The 19608-nt window shown below is 69.3% G+C and carries 13 protein-coding genes; 4 read left to right on the forward strand and 9 right to left on the reverse strand.

The genetic code is table 11. The features are described 5' to 3' along the window. Positions 1 to 36: 36 nt before the first annotated feature. The 9 genes from QKY98_RS12115 to QKY98_RS12155 form a co-directional block, all read right to left on the reverse strand. Positions 37 to 1182, reverse strand: coding sequence for an alginate O-acetyltransferase AlgX-related protein (locus QKY98_RS12115; protein ID WP_144955792.1), 1146 nt, complete (start codon positions 1180 to 1182; stop codon positions 37 to 39). 10 nt (positions 1183 to 1192) lie between these two features. Next, positions 1193 to 2608, reverse strand: coding sequence for an MBOAT family O-acyltransferase (locus QKY98_RS12120; protein WP_284670985.1), 1416 nt, complete (start codon positions 2606 to 2608; stop codon positions 1193 to 1195). 13 nt (positions 2609 to 2621) lie between these two features. Then, a complete protein-coding gene (locus QKY98_RS12125) occupies positions 2622 to 3272 on the reverse strand; it encodes an alginate O-acetyltransferase AlgF (protein ID WP_284670986.1) in 651 nt (216 codons plus the stop codon). Next, complete coding sequence (locus tag QKY98_RS12130; protein WP_027597207.1) at positions 3269 to 3934, reverse strand: SGNH/GDSL hydrolase family protein; 666 nt, start codon at positions 3932 to 3934, stop codon at positions 3269 to 3271. The genes QKY98_RS12125 and QKY98_RS12130 overlap by 4 nt, the downstream gene beginning before the upstream one ends. Before the next feature lie 14 nt (positions 3935 to 3948). Further along, the gene (locus tag QKY98_RS12135; protein WP_284670987.1) at positions 3949 to 7731 is read right to left on the reverse strand and encodes a cellulose biosynthesis protein BcsC; all 3783 of its coding nucleotides are present in this window, start codon (positions 7729 to 7731) and stop codon (positions 3949 to 3951) included. A 3-nt stretch (positions 7732 to 7734) separates the two neighbouring features. Further along, positions 7735 to 9963, reverse strand: a complete 2229-nt coding sequence (bcsB, locus tag QKY98_RS12140; RefSeq protein WP_077171793.1) for a cellulose biosynthesis cyclic di-GMP-binding regulatory protein BcsB — start codon at positions 9961 to 9963, stop codon at positions 7735 to 7737. Beyond that, complete coding sequence (gene bcsA / locus QKY98_RS12145) at positions 9960 to 12158, reverse strand: UDP-forming cellulose synthase catalytic subunit (RefSeq protein ID WP_044342768.1); 2199 nt, start codon at positions 12156 to 12158, stop codon at positions 9960 to 9962. Before bcsA ends, bcsB begins: the two co-directional genes overlap by 4 nt. A gap of 2 nt (positions 12159 to 12160) precedes the next feature. Next, on the reverse strand, positions 12161 to 13216 hold the full coding sequence (locus tag QKY98_RS12150; protein ID WP_158541741.1) for a cellulose synthase operon protein YhjQ/BcsQ: 1056 nt from the start codon (positions 13214 to 13216) through the stop codon (positions 12161 to 12163). A gap of 363 nt (positions 13217 to 13579) precedes the next feature. Beyond that, a complete protein-coding gene (locus QKY98_RS12155; protein ID WP_284670988.1) occupies positions 13580 to 16597 on the reverse strand; it encodes a cellulose biosynthesis protein BcsC in 3018 nt (1005 codons plus the stop codon). A 252-nt stretch (positions 16598 to 16849) separates the two neighbouring features. Between QKY98_RS12155 and QKY98_RS12160 the strand changes: the two genes are divergently transcribed. The 4 genes from QKY98_RS12160 to rlmH are packed head-to-tail and all read left to right on the forward strand — an operon-like array spanning position 16850 to position 19605. After that, on the forward strand, positions 16850 to 18109 hold the full coding sequence (locus tag QKY98_RS12160) for a glutamate-5-semialdehyde dehydrogenase (protein WP_284670989.1): 1260 nt from the start codon (positions 16850 to 16852) through the stop codon (positions 18107 to 18109). Then, positions 18109 to 18771, forward strand: a complete 663-nt coding sequence (gene nadD / locus QKY98_RS12165; protein WP_027597202.1) for a nicotinate-nucleotide adenylyltransferase — start codon at positions 18109 to 18111, stop codon at positions 18769 to 18771. Before QKY98_RS12160 ends, nadD begins: the two co-directional genes overlap by 1 nt. Before the next feature lie 10 nt (positions 18772 to 18781). Next, positions 18782 to 19132, forward strand: a complete 351-nt coding sequence (rsfS, locus tag QKY98_RS12170; RefSeq protein WP_007159669.1) for a ribosome silencing factor — start codon at positions 18782 to 18784, stop codon at positions 19130 to 19132. A 5-nt stretch (positions 19133 to 19137) separates the two neighbouring features. Then, positions 19138 to 19605: a 23S rRNA (pseudouridine(1915)-N(3))-methyltransferase RlmH gene (gene rlmH, locus QKY98_RS12175; protein ID WP_007159668.1), complete on the forward strand. Its 468-nt coding sequence runs from the start codon at positions 19138 to 19140 to the stop codon at positions 19603 to 19605. Positions 19606 to 19608: the final 3 nt, after the last annotated feature.

The raw sequence follows: 19608 nt of genomic DNA on the forward strand, positions 1-19608 counted from the left end.
TGCGTCCTCAGACCCATGGGGAAAGCCTTGGTTGCCTCAAGGACGCGGATCGAGACGCAACGCCTCGGGGCTGGGGGATTGTAAATCGCGCTCGGGAATTTCCCAGACCAATAACTGTGGCGGGGTTTGTCGGAAGGCAGGACTGGCGAAATAGTCCCGTGCCGCACCGGCGAAATGCCCGCCGTCCTTGGCGAAACGCCCGACGCTGGCGCCCAGGGCCTGTTCCAGGAAGGGCAGGAAATTGGAATTGCGCGAGAAGGAGGTGCCGATGAGCGCCACATTGGGCAGGTCCCCATCGCCGAACAGGTCATCGCTGGCGCCGGCCGCGGCGCGGCTGTCGACCTGGGTCAGGCGCAGCACCTCGGGGGTCGGCTGCAAGCGCGGCGGCAGCCAGTCCAGGCCGGCCAGGCGCACCAGGTCACCGGGTCGCGGTGCCGGCGCCAGCAGCGTGCGAGTGAAGGCCCGTGCCGGGCTGGCCTGGAAGGGCAGCGCCTGGATGCGCAGCGCCAGGGCGCGGGCCGCGGCCTCGGCACCGGCCTCGTTCCAGTGGGTATCGGTGCGCAGGAAGGCGGCGCTGCCCAGGGGCGTGAGCGCCGTGGTCAGGTCGAGCACCGGTACCCGCGCGGCACTCAGCATCCGCGTCCAGTCGGCGACCCGATTGGCGAAGGCGGCCGGGCGTCGCAGTCCGCACAGCTGGTTGGCGGCGATGCGACTCTTGTCCGGCACCACGGCGACTAGCAACTGGATGTGCCGGGCGGCCAGTTGCTGGCGCAGTTCGATCACCGTCTGGGCGCGGGCCCGGGCATTGGCGGCGGCCTGGCGCGAGACCTCGAGTTCTTCGGCGAGAAACAGCCAGCCGGGGCAGCCCTGGCGCACCCGGGGTCCGCTGTCGCCCAGCAGCAGCCAGCTGGCGCCGCGTTCCAGGCGGGCGGCCGCTTCCGGCAATGGCGCCTTGGCCAGTTCCTTGGCGATGTGGTGGGTGATCTCGCCTTCGAGCAGGGCATGGCGATCCACCCTTTCCGGCCAGAGCGAGAGGCGATCGGTGAGCAGCGCCCAGGCGCAGGACAGCAGGCCGATCGCCAGGAACAGGGCGAAGACCACTCCGGCGAGCGGGGCCAGCCGCACGCTGCTGGCGCTGGGCGGTTGCGGTGCGGGTGAGGGCGGCAGGGCGGGAGCGCTCATGACGGCGGCCTCAGAACTGGAAGTAGAGGAAGGGCACGGCTTCGCGACTGGCGATCAGCGCGAAGCAGAGCAGGAAGCCGGCCACCGGCCAGGCGGCGCCGAGGATGCGCAGCAGGGCGCTGTCGGGCAGGCGCGCCTCGATGCGCGCCTGCCACAACGGGGCCAGGATGCAGGCCACGCCCAGGGCGGCGGCCAGGCCGTGCACGGGTCTCAGGGTCACGGCCAGGGCATCGCCGAGGGCGAAGCCGTGCAGACCGAACTGGCCGGCGTACAGCGACAGCGCCGTGGCGAAGTCCGGCGCGCGGAACAGCGTCCAGGCCAGGGCCACGAACAGCAGCGTCAGGCCATGGGCCAGGGGCCGCGGCAGCGGCCGGCCGCCGAGTTCGTCCCAGAGCCGGTCCAGGCACAGCGCCAGGCCGTGCAGCATGCCCCAGAGCAGGTAGTTCCAGCTGTCGCCACCGTGCCAGAGACCGGCGATGGCCATGGTCAGGAAGAGGTTGCGATAGGTGCGCCAGCGACCGCCGCGATTGCCGCCCAGGGAGATGTAGAGGTAGTCGCGCAGCCAGCTGGACAGCGACAGGTGCCAGCGCCGCCAGAAATCCTGGATGCTGCGGGCGAGATAGGGCCGGTTGAAGTTTTCCGGAAAGTGGAAGCCCAGCATCAGGCCCAGGCCGATGGCCATGGCGCTGTAGCCGGCGAAGTCGAAGAACAGTTGCAGCGAATAGGCCAGGCAACCGATCCAGGCGTCGACGAAGGAGGGCTGGTCGAGGTGGAAGGCCACGTCCACCAGCGGCGACAGGGTGTCGGCTACCAGCACCTTCATGCACAGGCCGATCATGAAGCGGCGCGCGCCGAGGGCGAAGTTCTCGCGATTGAACCAGCGCTGGTTGAGTTCGCGGCGCACCCAGTCGTAGCGGATGATCGGGCCGGCGATGGAATGGCCGAACATGGAGATGTAGGTGGCGTAGTTGACGAAGCTGCGCTCCACCGGCACCACGTGGCGATGGACGTCCACCAGGTAGGAGATGGCCTGCAGCACGATGAAGGACAGCCCGGCCGGCAAGGCCACCTTCTGCCAGTCCAGCGGCAGGGCGCCGGCGGTCACCAGCACCTGGCTCCAGGTGGCGGCGACGATGTTGGCGTACTTGTACCAGCAGAGCACCGCCAGGTTGATCACGATCAGCCCGGCGAGCAGTTGCAGCCGGGTCCTCGAGCCTTCGCGCGCGCGATCCACCAGCAACCCTCCGACCCAGGCCAGCAGCGCCAGGGCCATGTGCAGCAGCAGGAACAGCGGACTCAGCCAGCCATAGAACAGCCAGCTGCCCACCAGCAGCACCCCGTTGCGCCCGCCGGGCCGCGCCAGGGCGTAGACCAGCAGGAACAGCGGCAGGAAGAGGGTGAGGAATTCCAGCGAGGCGAAGACCATCGAGCGGCTGTCCTTAGTGGGCGATAGCGTCCTGGGTGGCGAGCAGCCGCGGACCGCTGGCGCCAGGCAGCAGCAGCACGCTGTAGCGCTCGCCGGCCTTGAGTTCGCCCAGGTCCAGCGCTGCGCCCGTGGCCTGGCCGGCGCAGGTCAGCTGCACCTTGAGCGCCACGGCGTTGAGACTGCGGCGCTGCAGGGTGCCGTCGGCCACGTCCTTGAAGATCTCGGCATTGCGCCCGGCCGCCTGCAGGCCCGGGGTCGCGCAGTGCGGATCCAGGCTGTAGAAGGCCAGCGAGGCCTTGAGCGCATTGAAGTCGTCGGGTTGCTCGCGTACCAGGCGCTGGACCAGCGGGGTGCCGGGCAGGACGACCAGGGTGGCGAATTCACCGGCGGCCACGGTCAGTTCCAGCGGAGCCTTGGCCGCGCCCTGGACCAGTTCGCCCTTGATCGCCTTGGTCGCCGGCACGGTCAGGTAGTCGGAGACCGGCTTGGCGGCCTCCAGTTGCAACCGCGCGGCGGAGCCGGAGGCCTGCAGCGCCAGGGGCTGACTGCCGGCGTTGACGAAGCGGAGGAAGGCCGAGTCTTCGCTGGGGCCGGTGGGATAGAGCGACACCTCGGCCTGGGCGACCCCGCCCACCAGCAGACCGAGCAGCAGCAGGGCCTTCACTGGGCGGCTCCCTTGAGCTTGTCGGCAGGCAGCTTGTTCAGGGCGTCGACGATGGCCGAACTCCAGGACTTGTAGCCCGGACCGGTCAGGTGCTGGCCGTCGATGGTGGCCCACTGGCCGGGCTTGGCGAAGCTCAGGGAGTCGATGTAGCTGCAGGGCGCGACGTTGCTGGCGAGGAAGCCGGACATCAGCTTGACCCGCTCGAAGGTCTTGCCGTACTTGCCGCCCTCGGTGCCCCAGGTCGGACCGACCCAGGCGCAGTGGGTCTTGGTGGCGGCGATGGCCTTGGTCAGGCTGGTGGTCTGCTGCCAGACCCAGGTCTTGGGAAAGCTGGGGTTGGTGTAGCTGGCCATGGTGTCGCCCATGACGATCAGCACCAGATCGGGCTTGTCGGCGGCGATGAGCTCGTTGATCGGCTGGGTCGCCGCCTTGCCGCCGAGCACCACGGCCTTGTCGCCGTTGCGCCGCTCGGCGCCACCGCAGGTGCCGGGGGTGACCTTGAGCCAGTCGCCGGCGTTGGTCCCGCAGATACCCAGGGTGTGCACCTTGGCGCCCTGTTGCACCAGGCTGTCCTGCAGGGTGCCGATCAGGTAGTCGGGGGTGGCCAGATGGCTGTCGCCGATCATGAGAATGGTGAGGCCGGTGAGGAGGCTGGCTGCCATGGGAGCTCCGTGAATCAGTTGTCGTAGGGGGAACGATAGGGACTGACCGGCAGGGCGAGTGCACGGTCCTGGGGTTCCAGCGCATAGCGCAGATAGACGCCGCCATTGAGCTGTTGGAAATCGCGACCGTTGTCGACGCCGAGGTTGCCGCCGACGAACAGCTGGCGACCGAGCTGGTATTCGGTGGCGCCGTAGAGGCTGTAGCCGAGACTGGTCTTGCTCTGGCCGCCATAGACCGCCGGGGCGCCGAGCGCCTGGCTCGCCGCGGCCTGCAGGCGGGCGTCGGTCGGGTAGAAGTCGGCGCCGTCCTGCTCGATGCGTTGCAGGCCCACCGCGCCGCGCAGCTGCCAGGTCCAGCGATCGGTGCGCTGCGACCAGGTCAGGGGGACGCCCAGGGCATAGAAGCGCTGCGGACTGAAGTAGCCGCCATGGCCATAGGTGAAGAAGGCCTGGTTGTTGTCGTAGGCGATGCCGGTGAACGACAGGCCCAGGGTCAGGCGACTGTCTTCGCTGTTGATCAGGTAGCGGTACAGCCCGGTGCCCAGCTCGGTACGGCTGTTGTCGGCGACATGGTTGCCCAGCAGTCGGTACCAGGAGGCATAGGCATAGGCACCGAACTGGCTGTCGTCGTAGCCGAGCTGGCCGCGCACGCCATTGGCGGTCACGCCACCCCATTGCTGGCCGGTGCGGGCGTCTTCGCTGCCGGCAAAGGAGGTCAGGCTGTCGATCACCGCCCGGCGCGAGGCCGAGAGGCTGTAGCGGCTGTGGTCGGTCAGCGGTCGCTCCAGGCTCACCCCGCCCACCGGAGTGGCATAGAGAAAGCCCAGGGGCGTGGTGCCGGCGTCGGCCTTGAGGCCGAGCTGGGGATCGCTGTAGGCCACCGCCAGGCCCACGCCGCTGTCGCTCTGGCTGCCCGGCGCGGCGTCCGGCGCGGCCTGGGTAGCGGCCGGGCCGCCACCGAAGCGACTGCGGGCGTCGCTGCCGACACTGCCGGCAGTCAGGCTGACCGGGGTGACCCGCACGGCCAGGCGCACATCGCCCAGCGGGAAGTCGATCTCCAGCGGCGCTTCCACGTCGGTGAGCTTGCCGAGGCCGCGTTCGTTGTCGTTGCTGCGCACCGTCAGGCCCTGGGTGATCCGCGCGCTGCGGGTCTGCAGCAGGTCGTCGAGGGCGCGCTCGGCGGCGCTGTCCTGCGGAGCGACTGGCGCATCCGCCAGCGGGGCGGCCTTGGCCGCCGCCAGCAACTGGTCGGCGGTCGGCGGAATGGCCTGGCTGGCCAGGGTGGCGCTGCCGCGGCGCGGGCCGAAGGGATTGGCCGGGGCGCTGGCCAGGGGCCGCGCGGTCTCGGCGTCGCGGCGCTCCACCGCCACCACCTGGCGCAGCAGCTCGGTAGCCCGACCGTCGCGACCCAGGGCGCGATAGAGGCGCGCGGCCTCGGTCAACACCCCGACGTCGTCGGCGCCCAGGGTTACGGCGCGTTCGAGGGCGCGCTCGGCATAGGCGTTGTCCCGGGCACGCACGGCGGCATCGGCCGCACCCAGTTGCAGCCGGGGGTTGTCGGGGGCGCGGCGTAGCAGGGGTTCATAGAGGCGCAGCGCCTTGTCGGCCTCGCCATTGGCCAGGTACAGCCGCGCCAGGGCGGCGTTGGCCAGGTCATCGTCCGGACGCTGGGCCAGGGCCGGCGACAGGGTGTCGTAGGCGGTGACCAGATCGCCGCGCTCGCGCAACTGGTCGGCCTGACGCACCCGGTAGCGATAGAGCAGGTCGTCATAACCCTGGCGCTGCGCGGCGGTCAGGCGCTGTCCCTGCAGATCGTGCAGCAGGGCATTGACCTCGTCGTCGGCGCCACTGCGCAGCAGCACCTCGCCGTATTGCAGGCGCAGGGCGGGATCGGGCGTGCGTTCGCGGGCCAGGACATCGCGCAGCAGGCGCAGCCCGCGTTCCGGGTCACCGGCCTCGGCATAGGCCGCCGCCAGGCCACCCAGGGCGGCGGGGCGCTCGCCGGCTTGCGGCTCCAGGGCCGCCAGCTGGCGCCGCGCGGCCTGCTGCTGGCCGCGGCGGGCCAGGTCACGGGCGGCGCTTACCCGGGCATCGAAGTCGAGATCAGCGGCCAGCCCCGTCATGGCCGGGGTGCGCTGGGCCGGCGGGATGCGCCAGAGCAGCGCGCGCGCCGCGGCGGGATCCCGCTGCTCCAGGGCGAACAGGGCGCGGACATAGAGCGCTTCCGGGCGCTGGGAGTCCTTGGCCAGACCGCTGTCCAGGGTCTGGCGGGCGGCCGCCTCCTGACCCTGGCGCAGCTGCAGGCGGGCCAGGGCCAGCAGTGTCCAGACATCGTCCGGATCGGCGCGTCGGGCGTCTTCCAGGGCGCGACGGGCCCCCTGGAGATCGCCACGGCCCTCGGCCAGCTTGGCTTCCTGCAAGGCCTGGGTGGCCTTGAGCCGATCCAGGTTGCCGAGCCTGGCACGTTCGGCCGGGGTCAGGGTGTCGAGCAGGCGCAGGGCCTCGGCCGGACGCTCGCTCTCGGCGAGCAGATCGATCAGGCCCCGACGGGCTTCGAGATTGCGCGGATCCTGCTGCAGGATCCGTCGATAAGCAGCCTCGGCGGCGTCCAGCTGACCGGTCTGGGCCTGCAGTCCGGCCAGGGCCAGCGGTGCTTCCGGGCGCTTGGCGTCCAGCCGCAACGCCTGTTCCACGCGGGCACGGGCGGTGCTGAAGTCGTTGGCCTGCTGGGCCTTGCGGGCCTGGGCGAGCAGCGCCCAGTAGCGTACCTCGGCCAGCGGCGCCTGCCAGCGCGCCCCGCCCGGCTGACGGGTGGCGCGGTTCAGCAGCGCTTCGGCTTCGTCGAAGCGTTCCTGGCGCTGACGGACGATGCCCAGGCCGCCCAGGGCGTTGGCATCCTCCGGCGCCACCTTGAGGCGCGCCTGGAAGGCGCTTTCGGCAGCGCCCAGCTCATTGCGGCGCAAGGCTTCGATACCGCGGGCCAATTGCGGATCCAGACCGCCGCTGCGACTCAGGGTACGGCCCTTTTCCAGCTGGGCGCGCAACTCGGCGTCATCCGGGTGCTGGCGCAGATAGGCCTCGAACAGCGGTGCCTCGGCCGGACCGGGCGGACCGCTCCAGACCAGGGCCTGGCGCCAATATTCGGCGGCTTCGCCACCGATGTCCTTGCGCGTGCTCAGCTCCGCCAGGGCCTGGATACCGCGGCTGCGACTGGCCGGAAAGCGCGCCAGGTGCTTGGCCTGGATCAGCATCAGCGCCGGGTCGCTGGGCTGCAGCTTGCGCAGACGCTCGATGCCCGGACCGGCTTCCTGCCAGCCATTGGGGGTGTAGGCGAGGATGTCGTAGTACTCCCGCGCCAGATCACCCTGGGGCAGGCGGCCACCAAACAGCTGACGATAGAGCGCCAGTGCCTGCACCGGCTTTTCTTCGCTGACCAGCTGGCGGGCATCCACCAGGCGCTGCGGATTGTCGCCACTGGCCAGGGCGATGTCCTGCTCCAGCTGCAGGGCCTGCTGGGGCACGGGCTTGAGCGCCTGCAGGCGGCGCAGATAGGCCTGGGCGGCCGGCAGCCGGTTGGCCTGCACCTCGATCAGTCCCAGGCCGTACAGCGCCTCGGGCTGCTGCGCATCCAGTTCGAGCAACTTGTTCCAGGTCTCCTGGGCGCGGGGCGCATTCTTGCGCGCCTGCCAGAAGTGACCCTGCTCGAGGAGCAGCGCTTCGGGGGTACCGGCCGCCTGGGCCAGCGGCGGCAGCAGCAGACCGGTCAGCAGGGTAGCCAGCAGCGGTGCACGGGTCATGGTCTAGCGCTCCAGCCGCTGACGGGCGCGGGCGCGCAGCGCCGCATGGAGCAGGCCGGCCAGCAGGGCCACGCCCAGGGCGCTCAGGCCCAGCATCAGCAGCGGATGGCGAGCCAGTTGCCAGCGAACATAGAGCAGCGGCCCGAGGCTGCCGACGTGATAGGTCTCGTCGGCCACCAGGCTTTCCACCTGCTGGCCACGCACCGTCGCCAGGCTGCCCTGCAATGCCTGGGCATAGTCTTCCCGGGTGGTCAGGGCGCGGCTGATGTCGGCCAGGCCCTCCGGGCGGGCGGCGACCAGGGCCACCACGCTGCGACCGCTCCTGAGCGGCGATTCGAAGCCGGTGACGAAGGCCGTACCGGCACCGCCACTGGCACTCAGGGCCGCGCGACTGCGCTCCAGGCTGGCCGCGTTGTCGCTGCCGAACCACTGGCGCACCTTGAACGCCAGGTCGGATACCTCGAAGCGCTGGCCGTTGCCGGTGAAGCCGGCGGGCAACTGGGCGGCCCAGCGTTGCAACAGCGGCTGGTCGGCGCCGCTGGCGATCAGCAGTAGATCCTTGTCGGCCAGGCCGTCGACCTCGCCGGCACGGGCCACGGTGACCGCGGTGGCGGGATAGCCGGTGGAGCTGCCGAAGCGGCCGAGCACGTTGAGGTAGGTGTCGATCTCCGCCGCGCTGGGCGCATCGGGCAGGATCACCGCGGTTTCGCTCAGGTCCGCCAGGCGAGTGAAGGGAAAGCCGCTGTCCTTGAACACGCCCAGGTTGGGCAGGGCGATGAAGTGCCGATAGCCGGAGAGATCCAGGGTCGAATCCGGTTCCAGGGTGCCGCGCATGTTGTCGATGATGACGTCGCGGCATTCGCCCTGCTTGAGGTAGTCGTACATGAAGCGGAATTGCAGGCGGGCCTGCAGCGCCTCGCCCTCCAGCGGCAGCCGCACCTCGGCTTCGCGCGGCAGTTCCTCGTCCTTGATCAGCCCCAGCAGGCCCTGGTCCAGGTGTTCCTGGGACGGCAGGGCGATGGACTGCACGAAGCGGTCGTTGAAACTCACCAGCAGCGAGGAATTGGTCGCCACCGGCTGTGGGGTGTAGCGGTACCTGAGGTGCAGCGGCAGCCCCTGGTTGCGCCAGAGGAACAGATCCGGCGGCAGCCGTAGCGGCACGCTCATGGTACCCGAGTCATAGCCGGAGACCGCCAGTTGCTTGGGCGTGGCCAGTTCGCCCAGGCGTACCGGTCGGTCGCTGGGCAGCCAGTTGGGCGCATCGTAGGGCTTGCGCGGTTGCAGCGCCTGCAGGGTGTCGAAGGTCATGCTCTGGCCGGAGAGGGTCTGGTGACCCAGGGCCACGGCGCTCGCGGCGCGCTTGAGTTCGTTGGCATCGCGGCCGGAGATCACCAGCAGCTGACCCTGGGGATCGAAGGGGTTGGCCAGGATGTCGACCCGCGCCGTCGCCGGTGCCGGCAGACTCAGGCCAAGGGTCTTGGCGCGCTCTTCGCTGGTGACCAGCACCACCGCATTGCCCTTGGCCGGCAGGGCGTTCTGGCTGCTGGGAAAGCGGGCGCCGCGATAGCTGGCCAGGGCGCTGAACCAGGACGACAGGGTGCCGGCGGCCTCCAGGGTGCCGTTGTCGGCCGCACCGGCGATGACGAAGGGCAGCTCCAGCTGCCGGGCATCGCGGCGATCGAAGAACGGCTGCGGCAGGCGCGCCAGGTCCGGGGCCAGGTCCAGGCGACTGACCTGGACGTCCAGGCGGCTGCCATTGCTCACCTTGGCCCAGAGGCTGGAGTGCAGCGGGTCTTCGCACTGCATGGTGTAGTGGCCGATCAGCTGGATGCTCAGCCGGTTGAATTCGGTGATCAGCCGCGGCGGGATGTCCACCACCCGGGTCTGGGGCGTGCCGGCGCCTTCCTTGGGCAGCGGAATGCTGGCGGCGACCTCGTCGTTGACCAGCACATTGAGCTGGGACAACTCCGGCAGCAGCGCCGGGGAATAGGTGTAGTTCAGCGTCACCTTGGCGGCGCTGACGATCTCGTCGGCGCGAATGTCGAAGCCGACTCCGTCCCGGCTGTCGATGCCGCGCAGATTGAAGGGATAGACCGCGCCGAGCTGCTTGAAGCTGTTGTCGTAGCCGCTGCCGGCCACCGCCACCGGCGGCGCATTCTGGGCCAGGGCGAAGGCGGGCGCGGCACCCAGGGTGGCGAGCAGCAGGGGGGCGAGACGTAGCGACACGGTCATGGGCGGTCCAGGGAGGCGGAGGAGGAGGGCGCCGTGCGCCGGGAAGGTCGGCTCAGGCGCCAGACGTTGCGATTGAGATCGGCGATGCCGCGCAGGCCGATCTGACTGACCTCGCGCAGCGAGCCCAGCAGGGAATCCGGACGGTGATTGCCCCAGGCCTCGGCCCAGAGATCGGCGCGGGAAAAGGTCATGCGCACCAGCTCGCGCTGTTCGGTCACGCTGAGTTCGGCGAAGCGGGTGCCCACGGCGCCGGCGCGGCTGAAGGCCACGGTGGCCGGAAAGCGACGGCTGCGACCGTTGCGGCTGAGTTCGACCTCTACCGCGCTGCCCTCGGGCAGATGCAGGCCCGCGGGCAACTTCAGGCCGATGCCGCTCTGGGAAAAGTCCAGGGTGCTGCATTCCAGGCGGCTGCCATCGGCGAGCACGAGTCCGGCCGGCAGCGTGGCGGCCACCCGGGGTTCGGCGCGCACCTGGCGCGTCTCGCTGGCCACGGCCACCGCGGCACTGGCGATCACCAGGTTGTAGAGGGTCCAGACCAGGTTGATGGCGACCGTGGTCACCGCCTCGGGATCGCCTAGGAACAGCCGACCGATACCCACGCCCAGGCCGAGCAGATTGAGCGCCAGCAGCACGATGTAGGGACGCGCCAGCTCCCAGTCGAAGTAGTCGCTGGCGATGATGCCGCCCTTGTCGGTGACGTTGAACTTGCCCAGCCGCGGGTTGATCAGCGCCAGCAGCGTGGGCCTGAGGATGTACCAGGCCAGTACCGTCTCGTAGACCTCGTTCCAGAAGGAGTGGCGGAATTCGCCCTGGATGCGCGAGTTGGTCAGGTTCGAGTGCAGCACATGGGGCAGCACATAGCAGGTGATCAGCAGCGCCGAGGCATGGAAGATCTGCGCGCTGAACAGCAGATAGGCCAGCGGTGCGGTAAGGAACACCAGCCGCGGCAGGCCATAGAAGAAGTGCAGCATGGCGTTGAGGTAGCAGAGCCGCTGGCCGAGGGCGAGGCCCTTGCCCAGCAGCGGATTGTCCATGCGAAAGATCTGCGCCATGCCGCGGGCCCAGCGGATGCGCTGGGCGATATGGCGCGACAGGCTCTCGGTGGCCAGGCCGGCGGCCTGGGGAATGCCCAGGTAGGCGGTGTTGTAGCCGAGCCGGTTGAGCTTGAGCGCGGTGTGGGCGTCCTCGGTCACCGTCTCGGTGGCCACGCCGCCGACCTCTTCCAGCATGGTGCGCCGGATCACCGCGCAGGAGCCGCAGAAGAAGGTGGCGTTCCACAGGTCGTTGCCATCCTGCACCAGGCCGTAGAACAGCTCGCCCTCGTTGGGCACGGTGCGAAAGGTCTTGAGGTTCTTCTCGAAGGGATCCGGGGAAAAGAAGAAGTGAGGGGTCTGCAGCATGGCCAGCTGCGGGTCCTTGAGGAACCAGCCCAGGCAGACCTGCAGGAAGGAGCGGGTCGGCACGTGGTCGGCATCGAAGATGGCGATGTACTCGCCGTCGGTCACCTTGAGCGCCGCATTGAGATTGCCGGCCTTGGCGTGCTCGTTGTTCTCGCGCACCAGGTAGGAGACGCCGGCGGTCGCGCAGAAGTGGCGGAAGTCCTCGCGACGACCGTCATCGAGTACGTGCACCCGCAGCTTGTCGCGTGGCCAGTCGATGGCCTGGGCCGCCAGGATCGACAGCTTCACGATGCTCAGGGCTTCGTTGTAGGTGGGGATGAAGACGTCCACGGTGGGCCAGGCGGCCGGGTCGGCGGGCAGCGGGACCGGCGTGCGGCGTAGCGGCCAGATGGTCTGCAGGTAGCCGAACACCAGCACCGCCAGGGCATAGAGTTCGGCGGCCACCAGCCCGTAGCCGAGCACCATTTCCAGCGGCGTCTCGAAGCCCAGGGTGCTGGTCAGGCGCCAGTAGAGATAGCGCAGCGACGCCAGCAGCGACAGCAGGATCAGCGCGATCACCGGCAGCCGTCCGGGCAGCCGACGTAGCAGCAGGGCCGCGCCGAAGCAGCCGACGGCGAACGCCGCCTGTTCTTCCAGCGCCAGGGGCACGCTCACCAGCAGGGCGCCCAGCAACGCGGCGGCCGTCCAGGCGAACAGCTGCAGCCACAGCGGCGCCGCGGGCGGCACCGGCGGGGCGTCGGCAGCGCGCGCCGCGCGGCGCTGGCGAACCTGTTCCAGGCGGTCGAGAAAGCTCATGGCTAGGCGCGCGCGGCGTGCTGCACGGGCGAGCGAAGATCGCCGAGCAAGGCCTCGCCCAGCTCGGCCAGGCCACGCGCCCAGGCGTCCTGGACGCTGGCCAGACCCTGGCCCAGGGCTAGGGCCTGCTCCAGATCGGGGCTTTCCGGCAGTACGCCCAGCAGGCGTTCGCCCCAGGATTGCGCCACGATGGCGGCGATGTCCTGGCTCAGGGGGCGGGCGGGATCGACCCGGTTGAGCAGGTGCAGCGGAGTGACCTGGCCGCTGCAGCGCTGCCACTGGCGTTCGAGGCGCGGCAGACTGGCGTAACCGGTCGCATCCGCGGTTGTCACCCCCAGAATCCGGGTGGCCAGGGCCAGGGCCTGACGACTCAGTGGCGTCGAGCCCGTGGGGCAGTCGAGGATCACCAGGGTATCGGCCGGGACGTCCAGCGCCTGCAGGCGGCGGGTCAGCCACTGGGTGTCGGTGGCCAGGGCCTGCTCCAGAGCCTGCAGATCCAGCTCGTCGGGGGCGCCAAAGGGCACCAGGCGCAAGCGCTCGTCTACCGCCAGGCAGACGGAAAGCGGCGCCCTGACCGAGCCGGTGGTGGACGACGCTTCCTGCAGTAACAGCGAAGACAGCACGTTCTGACTGTCCAGCTCCACCAGCAGCACCGGCTGGCCGCTGCGGCTCAACGCCTGGGCCAGGCCCGCGGCGATGACCGTCTTGCCGGTGCCGCCCCGGGCCGACATCAGTGCCAGCACCGGACCGGCCAACCGCGGCAGCGTGCGACTCAGCGCCTGGTCCAGGGCGGCGACCGCCTGGTTGGCCTGGCGGCTGCTGTGCAGCTGCGCCAGCTGCCGCGACAGCGGGGGCAGGGCGTCCGGTTCAGCCTGAGCGGCCGCCTCGGCCACCGCGACGACCGCTTCGACCTGGGCGCTCGGCGCAGGCTGCGGCTGAGCTGCGGCTGGCAAGAGGGCTTCGTGGGGCACCGGCTCGGGGGCTTCGAACTCATGGTAGCGCTGGGGATCACCGCCGAAGGAGCGGAACAGATTGGCAATATCCAGCGAACGGACCATGGCGACTTCCGAAAAGGTGAAGGGTCTGCGTGAATGCTTGACGTCAAAATTATGGCTAAAAGCCATCAGGTGTCATTTTTTGTGGATACTGTCACGCGGAGTTCGTGACGCACCAATTGAAAATGCGTATGCGGGCATCGAAGCGGAGCGAACGGATCGTCTCGCTTTTCAGCGCCGGCTCGCTTCAATGTTTAGATCACCTCGGGCACCCGTCAACGTCACGCCTGGCGCCGTGCGGACGAAAGGCATGACGCGGGGACGGGGCGGTCGCGGTGGCGACGAACGCGGGGACGAGCGGTCGTTTCGGCGGCGCTGGGCGGGTTGCGGCGGCTAGAAAAAAGCCCGCGGGTGCGGGCCTTTTGCTTATTCCTCGTTGCGCGAGCGGTAGGGCTGCGGCCGCGAGAGTTGCGGTCGGCCTTCCTGCTCTTCGAAGAAGTAGCGCAGATAGAGGTTGCCGTTGACGTCGCGCTCGTCCTGGGCATTGTCCAGGCCCAGGCGACCGCCCAGGGCGAATTGCCCGCTGAGGCGGTATTCGCCATTGGCGGAGAGGCTGTAGGCCACGCCGGTCTTGCTCTTGCTGCCGTACTGGCCTTGGCCTGCGGCTTCCGCAGCGGCCTGCAGGGCGGCGTCGTCCGGATAGCGATCCGCGGCGTCCTGGCGAATGGTCTGCACGCCCAGCACGCCCTGCACCTGGTAGGCCCAGAGATCGCCGCGCTGCGCCCACACCAGGGGTACGCCGATGGCGAAGTAGCGCTGCGGGCTGAAGTAGCCGCCATGGCCGTAGGTCAGGTGGTTCTGGTTGTTGTCGTAGCCGATCGCGGTGGCCGAGAGGCCCACGGTGAACAGGCTGTCCGGGCCATTGCGCAGGTAGTAGTAGACGCCGGTGCCGATCTCGAAGCGGTCGTTGTCCTTGACGTCGTGGCCGGTCAGGCGATGGGCCGCGCCATAGATGTAGGAGCCGTAACGGCCGTCGTCGTATCTCAGCCGCGCCAGGCCGCCGTTGGCGGTGACGCCGCCCCACTCCTGACCGGTGCGCGGATCGCGGATGCCGCCATAGGACGCCAGGGAGTCGGTCACCGAACGGCGCGATACGCTCAGGGCATAGAGCAGGTTCTCGCTGAGGCTGCTCAGCGGGCGCTCCAGGGTCGCGCCGCCAACCACGGTGCTGTATCTCAGGCCCACCGGCGAGACGCCGATGTCGCCCTTGAGGCCGCGGCCCGCGTCTTCCACGGCGATGGACGCCGCCACGCCGTTTTCCTTCTGGCTGCCGTCGCTGCTGCTGTCGTTGATGCGCGTCGGGGTGACGCGCACGGCCAGGCGCTGGTCGCCGGCGGGGAAGGAGATCTCCAGCGGCGCGCTGACGGTGGTCTGGCGCGAACTGCCGCTGGGGTCGTAGCTGCGTACGCTGAGGCCCTGGGTGATGCGGATGCTGCGCTCGCGCTGCAGCTGGCCGAGGATCTGCTCGGTGGCCAGGCTGCTCGACAGGCTGCTGGTGGGCACCACGGACAGGTCGCTGAAGGGGTTGTTGGCAGCCTTCTGCGCCTGCAGCGGATCGCTCCAGGCGTAGTCGGCGCTGCCGGCGTTGCCATCCGCGGCGGCCGGAACGGCGGCCAGGGCGTCAGCGCTGCGGGTCTGGCCGGGCAGGGCGGCGAAGGGGTTGTCGCTGGCGCCGGCGGCGCGGGCCGCGGATTCGCGATCCTTGCGCTCCACCTGGACCACCTGCTCCAGCAGGCCGGTGGCGGTACCGGCCATGCCGATATCGCGGTAGAGCAGGGCGGCGCGGCGCAGCACCAGGGGATCGCTCTGGCCCAGCTTGACCGCCTGGTCCAGGTACTGGCGGGCGGTGACGCTGTCCTGGGACTTGGCGGCGATCTCGGCGGCGCCCAGATAGAGTTCGGCGTCCTTCGGCTGGTCGCTGAGCACGTCGCGATAGAGCTGGCGCGCCTTCTGGGTGTCGCCGCTGGCCAGGTACATGCGCGCCAGGGCGGCCTGGGCGGCCTTGTCGTCGGGACGGGCCTTGAGCGCCGGGGCCAGGGTGTCGTAGGCGGCGGCGAGCTTGCCCTGGTCGGTGAGGCGATCGGCCTGACGGATGCGATAGCGGGCGAGGAGGTCGTCGTACTGCTGCTTCTCGCCGCTGTCGAGCACCACGCCCTGCAGGTCGCGCAGGACGTTGCCCACGGTCTGGTCCTGGTTCAGCTGCAGCTGGATGCTGGCGTAGTGCAGCTGCATGGCGGGCGCCGGGCGGGTATCGCCGGTGATCATCGGCTTGAGCAGGGCCAGGCCGTGCTCGGGGTCGCCGGCGGTGGCGAAGGCCTCGGCCAGGTCGCCGATCAGATCCGGATTGCGACCGGCGCGGGCTTCCAGGCGCTGCATCAGGCTGCGCGCTTCCTCGCGGCGACCCTGCTTGGCCAGGGCCACGGTCTCGGCCAGTTGTTCGTTGAAGGTGATGCGCGCGGCGAGGGCGTTCATATCCGGCGAACGCTGCGCCTGGGGAATGCGCATCAGGGTCTGCATGGCGCGCGGGTATTCGCCCAGCTCGTTGGACAGCAGGGCGCTGGCATAGAGCACCTCGGGGCGCTGGGCGCCATCCTTGACCAGGCTGTCCACCAGGTCGCGGGCGGCGCGCGGCCGGCCCTGGCGGACCTCCAGGCGAGCCTGGGCCAGGCGCAGCCAGGGATCCTCCGGGGACTCCTGGCGTGCCTGTTCCAGCAGGCGCGAGGCACCCTGCAGATCGCCCCGCGCCTCGGCGGCTTCGGCTTCCTGCATGGCCTGGCCGGCGCGCAGGCGATCCAGGCCCTTGACCTGATTCTTGGCGCTCGGCTGCAGATTCTTGGTGAGTTGCAGGGCTTCCTCGGTGCGGCCCAGCTCGTTGAGCGCGGCGATGCGTCCGTAGTAGGCATCGACGTTGGCCGGCTCGCGCATCAGCACCTGGCGGTAGGTGGCCTCGGCCAATTCCCATTGGCGCTTCTGGCTCTGGATGCCGGCGAGGAACAGCTGCGCCTCGACCGCTTCGGGCTTCAGGCGGATGGCTTCCACGCTGAGATCCCGCGCCTGGTCCAGCTCGCGCTTGTTCTCCGCGGCATGGGCGCGTTCCAGCAGGTGGTGGTAGCGCGCCTCGTCCAGCGCCGGCTGCCAGGTCTTGCCGCCTTTCTGCACGGCCTGGGTCAGCAACTGCTCGGCATCGGTCCAGCGCTGCTGCGCCAGGCGGGCACTGCCCAGCTTGCCCAGAGCATCCGGATCCTGGGGCGTCTTCTTCAGCTGGGCTTCCAGGGCCTGGACGGCGGCGGCGCTCGGCGCGGCGTCGGCAGCGGCGGCCCAGGTCGCGTCGGCATGAATCAGCAGGGCGAGCAGACCAAGGGACAAGGTGAGGTGCTTGGGCATGGTTCTTTCCGTGAAGACTGGTAGGCGTCGCTGCAGCACCTGGCGCAGAGCTGGGGACGATTTCGGCTATAAGGGAATAGCTGAACGCAAGCTGAACGGCAAATACAGCCGCGGATGATTCCCGACAGGCCGTGGCGAGTCAACCAAATCGAGCAGGCGAATGCCATCGCCAGGCCCCTCGGCGCTGGCCGCGCAGGGCCCGGCGACGCTATACTCTGCGGCTTTCCCACCGTCTTTCGCAGGCCGCCGACCATGACCGAGTCCGTCTCCGCCTACATGACCCGTCTTGGCCAGGCTGCCCGTGCCGCGTCGCGGGTCCTCGCGCGTACGTCCACTGGCCAGAAGAACCTGGCGCTGACCGCCATTGCCGACGCCTTGGGCGCCGATCGTGAAGGGTTGATCGCGGCCAACGCCGAGGATGTCGCGGCCGCCACGGCTGCGGGGCTCGAATCGGCGTTGCTGGATCGACTGACGCTGACGCCGGCGCGTATTGACGCGATGATCAACGGCCTCAAGCAGGTCGCCGCCTTGCCCGATCCGGTGGGTGCCGTTCGAGACCTGAGTGCCCGGCCGTCCGGGATCCAGATCGGCAAGATGCGCGTGCCGCTCGGGGTCATCGGCATCATCTATGAATCCCGGCCCAACGTGACGATCGACGCGGCCAGTCTCTGCCTGAAGTCGGGCAATGCCACCATTCTGCGCGGTGGTTCAGAAGCCATTCGCTCCAATCGCGCCATCGCCGCCTGCATTCAGCAAGGCTTGGCCAAGGTCGGCTTGCCCGCCGCTGCGGTCCAGGTGGTGGAAACCACCGACCGGGCTGCCGTCGGCGCCCTGATCACCATGCCCGAGTTCGTCGACGTCATCGTGCCGCGCGGTGGCAAGAATCTGATCGAACGCATCAGCAGCGATGCCCGCGTCCCGGTGATCAAGCACCTCGACGGTATCTGCCATGTCTATGTCGACGCGGCTGCGGATCTCGCCAAGGCTGAGTCCATCGCCTTCAACGCCAAGTGCTACCGCTATGGCATCTGTGGTGCCATGGAAACGCTGCTGGTCGATGCCCAGGTGGCCGAGGCCTTCCTGCCGGCTATGGCGCGCCGCTTCGAGGAAAAGGGCGTGGAACTTAGGGGCTGCGAGCGTACGCGCGATCTGATCCAGGCCGTGCCCGCCACCGCGGCCGACTGGTCTACCGAGTATCTCGCGCCCATTCTGTCGATTCGCATCGTCGAGGGTCTGGACCAGGCCATCGAGCACATCAACCACTACGGTTCCCATCACACCGATGCGATCGTGACGGAGAGCCTCGGTCGCTCGCGCCGCTTCCTGGCCGAAGTGGATTCCAGTTCGGTCATGGTCAACGCCCCGACCTGCTTCGCCGACGGCTTCGAATACGGCCTGGGCGCCGAGATCGGCATCTCCACTGACAAGCTGCACGCCCGCGGGCCGGTGGGCCTGGAAGGATTGACCAGCGAGAAATACGTGGTCTTCGGCGACGGTCACGTCCGCAGCTGATGAGCAGCCTGCCCACCCGCATCGGCTTGTTCGGCGGTACCTTCGATCCCGTGCACATCGGTCACCTGCGCGCGGCGCTGGAGGTGGCCGAGGCCCTGGCGCTGGACGAATTGCGGCTGATCCCCAGCGCCCGGCCGCCCCATCGCGAGGCGCCCAGCGTCTCCGCCGAGGATCGCCTGGCGATGGTGCGCCTGGCGGTGGCCGACGTCGCGACCCTGGTGGTCGATGACCGGGAACTGCGCCGGACGCGCCACTCCTATACCATAGAGACCCTGGAAAGCCTGCGCGCCGAACTCGGCGATGAGGTGCAGCTGTTGCTCATGCTGGGCTGGGACGCCTTCTGCGGCCTGCCGAGTTGGCACCGCTGGCGCGAGTTGCTGGAACTGTGCCACATCCTGGTCCTGCAACGACCCGACGCCGACAGCGAGCCCTGCCAGGAATTGCGCGATTTCCTGGCGGCGCGCAGTCAGCCCGATCCCCAGGCCCTCAAGGGGCCGGGCGGGCAGATCACCTTTATCTGGCAGAACCCGCTCGCGGTGTCCGCCACCCAGATCCGCGGCCTCTTGGCCACCGGGAAGTCCATCCGCTTCCTGGTGCCCGATGCCGTGCTTGACTACATCCGGACGCACGGCCTCTATCCGGCGTCCTCCGAACCGAGGTAAGAGCTACACCATGCAAAGCGAACAACTCGTCCAGGTGGCCATCGCCGCCCTGGAAGACATGAAGGCCCAGGACATCATCTCCCTGGACGTGCGGGAAAAGACCAGCGTGACCGACATCATGGTCATCGCCAGCGGCACCTCCAGCCGCCACGTCAAGTCGCTGGCCGACAACGTGCTGGAAAAGGTCAAGCAGCAGGGCGTGCGCCCGCTGGGCAGCGAAGGCCTGGAAGGCGGCGAATGGGCGTTGCTGGACCTGGGCGACGTGGTCGTCCACGTGATGCTGCCGACCACCCGCGAGTTCTATGACCTCGAGCGCCTCTGGCGCGGTGCCGAGCAGAGCCGCGCCGCCCACGGCGAATAAGCCCGGTGCGCCTGCGTCTCATCGCCGTCGGCTCGCGCATGCCGCGCTGGGTCGAAGAGGGCTGGCACGAGTACGTCAAGCGTCTGCCGCCGGAACTGCCGCTGGAACTCGTCGAGATCCCGCTGCAGACCCGGGGCAAGAACGCCGATGTCGCCCGGCTGATCCGCCAGGAGGGTGAGGCCATGCTGGCCAAGGTGCAGCCGGGCGAGCGCGTGGTGACCCTGGAGGTCACCGGCAAGCCCTGGAGCACCGAGCAACTGGCTGAAACACTCCAGCAGTGGCGCCTGGAAGCCCGGACCGTCAACCTCATGGTCGGCGGTCCCGAGGGTCTCGCTCCCGAGGTGCAGGCGCGCAGCGAACAGCGCTGGTCGCTCTCGCCGCTGACCCTGCCGCATCCGCTGGTGCGCATCCTCGTCGGTGAGCAGCTCTATCGCGCCTGGACCGTACTGGCCGGCCATCCGTATCACAAGTAGTCC

The organism is Pseudomonas sp. HR1 (genome assembly GCF_030175875.1).
In the GTDB taxonomy this organism is placed as follows: Bacteria; Pseudomonadota; Gammaproteobacteria; order Pseudomonadales; family Pseudomonadaceae; genus Chryseomonas; species Chryseomonas oryzihabitans.

Excerpts from the sequence above, each read along its gene's own strand:
- bcsA (WP_044342768.1), bottom strand. The coding sequence starts at position 12,158 with ATGAGCTTTCTCGACCGCCTGGAACAGGTTCGCCAGCGCCGCGCGGCG.
- QKY98_RS12130 (WP_027597207.1), bottom strand. The coding sequence starts at position 3,934 with ATGGCAGCCAGCCTCCTCACCGGCCTCACCATTCTCATGATCGGCGAC.
- rsfS (WP_007159669.1), top strand. The coding sequence starts at position 18,782 with ATGCAAAGCGAACAACTCGTCCAGGTGGCCATCGCCGCCCTGGAAGAC.
- bcsB (WP_077171793.1), bottom strand. The coding sequence starts at position 9,963 with ATGACCGTGTCGCTACGTCTCGCCCCCCTGCTGCTCGCCACCCTGGGT.
- QKY98_RS12150 (WP_158541741.1), bottom strand. The coding sequence starts at position 13,216 with ATGGTCCGTTCGCTGGATATTGCCAATCTGTTCCGCTCCTTCGGCGGT.
- QKY98_RS12115 (WP_144955792.1), bottom strand. The coding sequence starts at position 1,182 with ATGAGCGCTCCCGCCCTGCCGCCCTCACCCGCACCGCAACCGCCCAGC.
- nadD (WP_027597202.1), top strand. The coding sequence starts at position 18,109 with ATGAGCAGCCTGCCCACCCGCATCGGCTTGTTCGGCGGTACCTTCGAT.
- QKY98_RS12135 (WP_284670987.1), bottom strand. The coding sequence starts at position 7,731 with ATGACCCGTGCACCGCTGCTGGCTACCCTGCTGACCGGTCTGCTGCTG.
- QKY98_RS12120 (WP_284670985.1), bottom strand. The coding sequence starts at position 2,608 with ATGGTCTTCGCCTCGCTGGAATTCCTCACCCTCTTCCTGCCGCTGTTC.
- QKY98_RS12155 (WP_284670988.1), bottom strand. The coding sequence starts at position 16,597 with ATGCCCAAGCACCTCACCTTGTCCCTTGGTCTGCTCGCCCTGCTGATT.
- QKY98_RS12160 (WP_284670989.1), top strand. The coding sequence starts at position 16,850 with ATGACCGAGTCCGTCTCCGCCTACATGACCCGTCTTGGCCAGGCTGCC.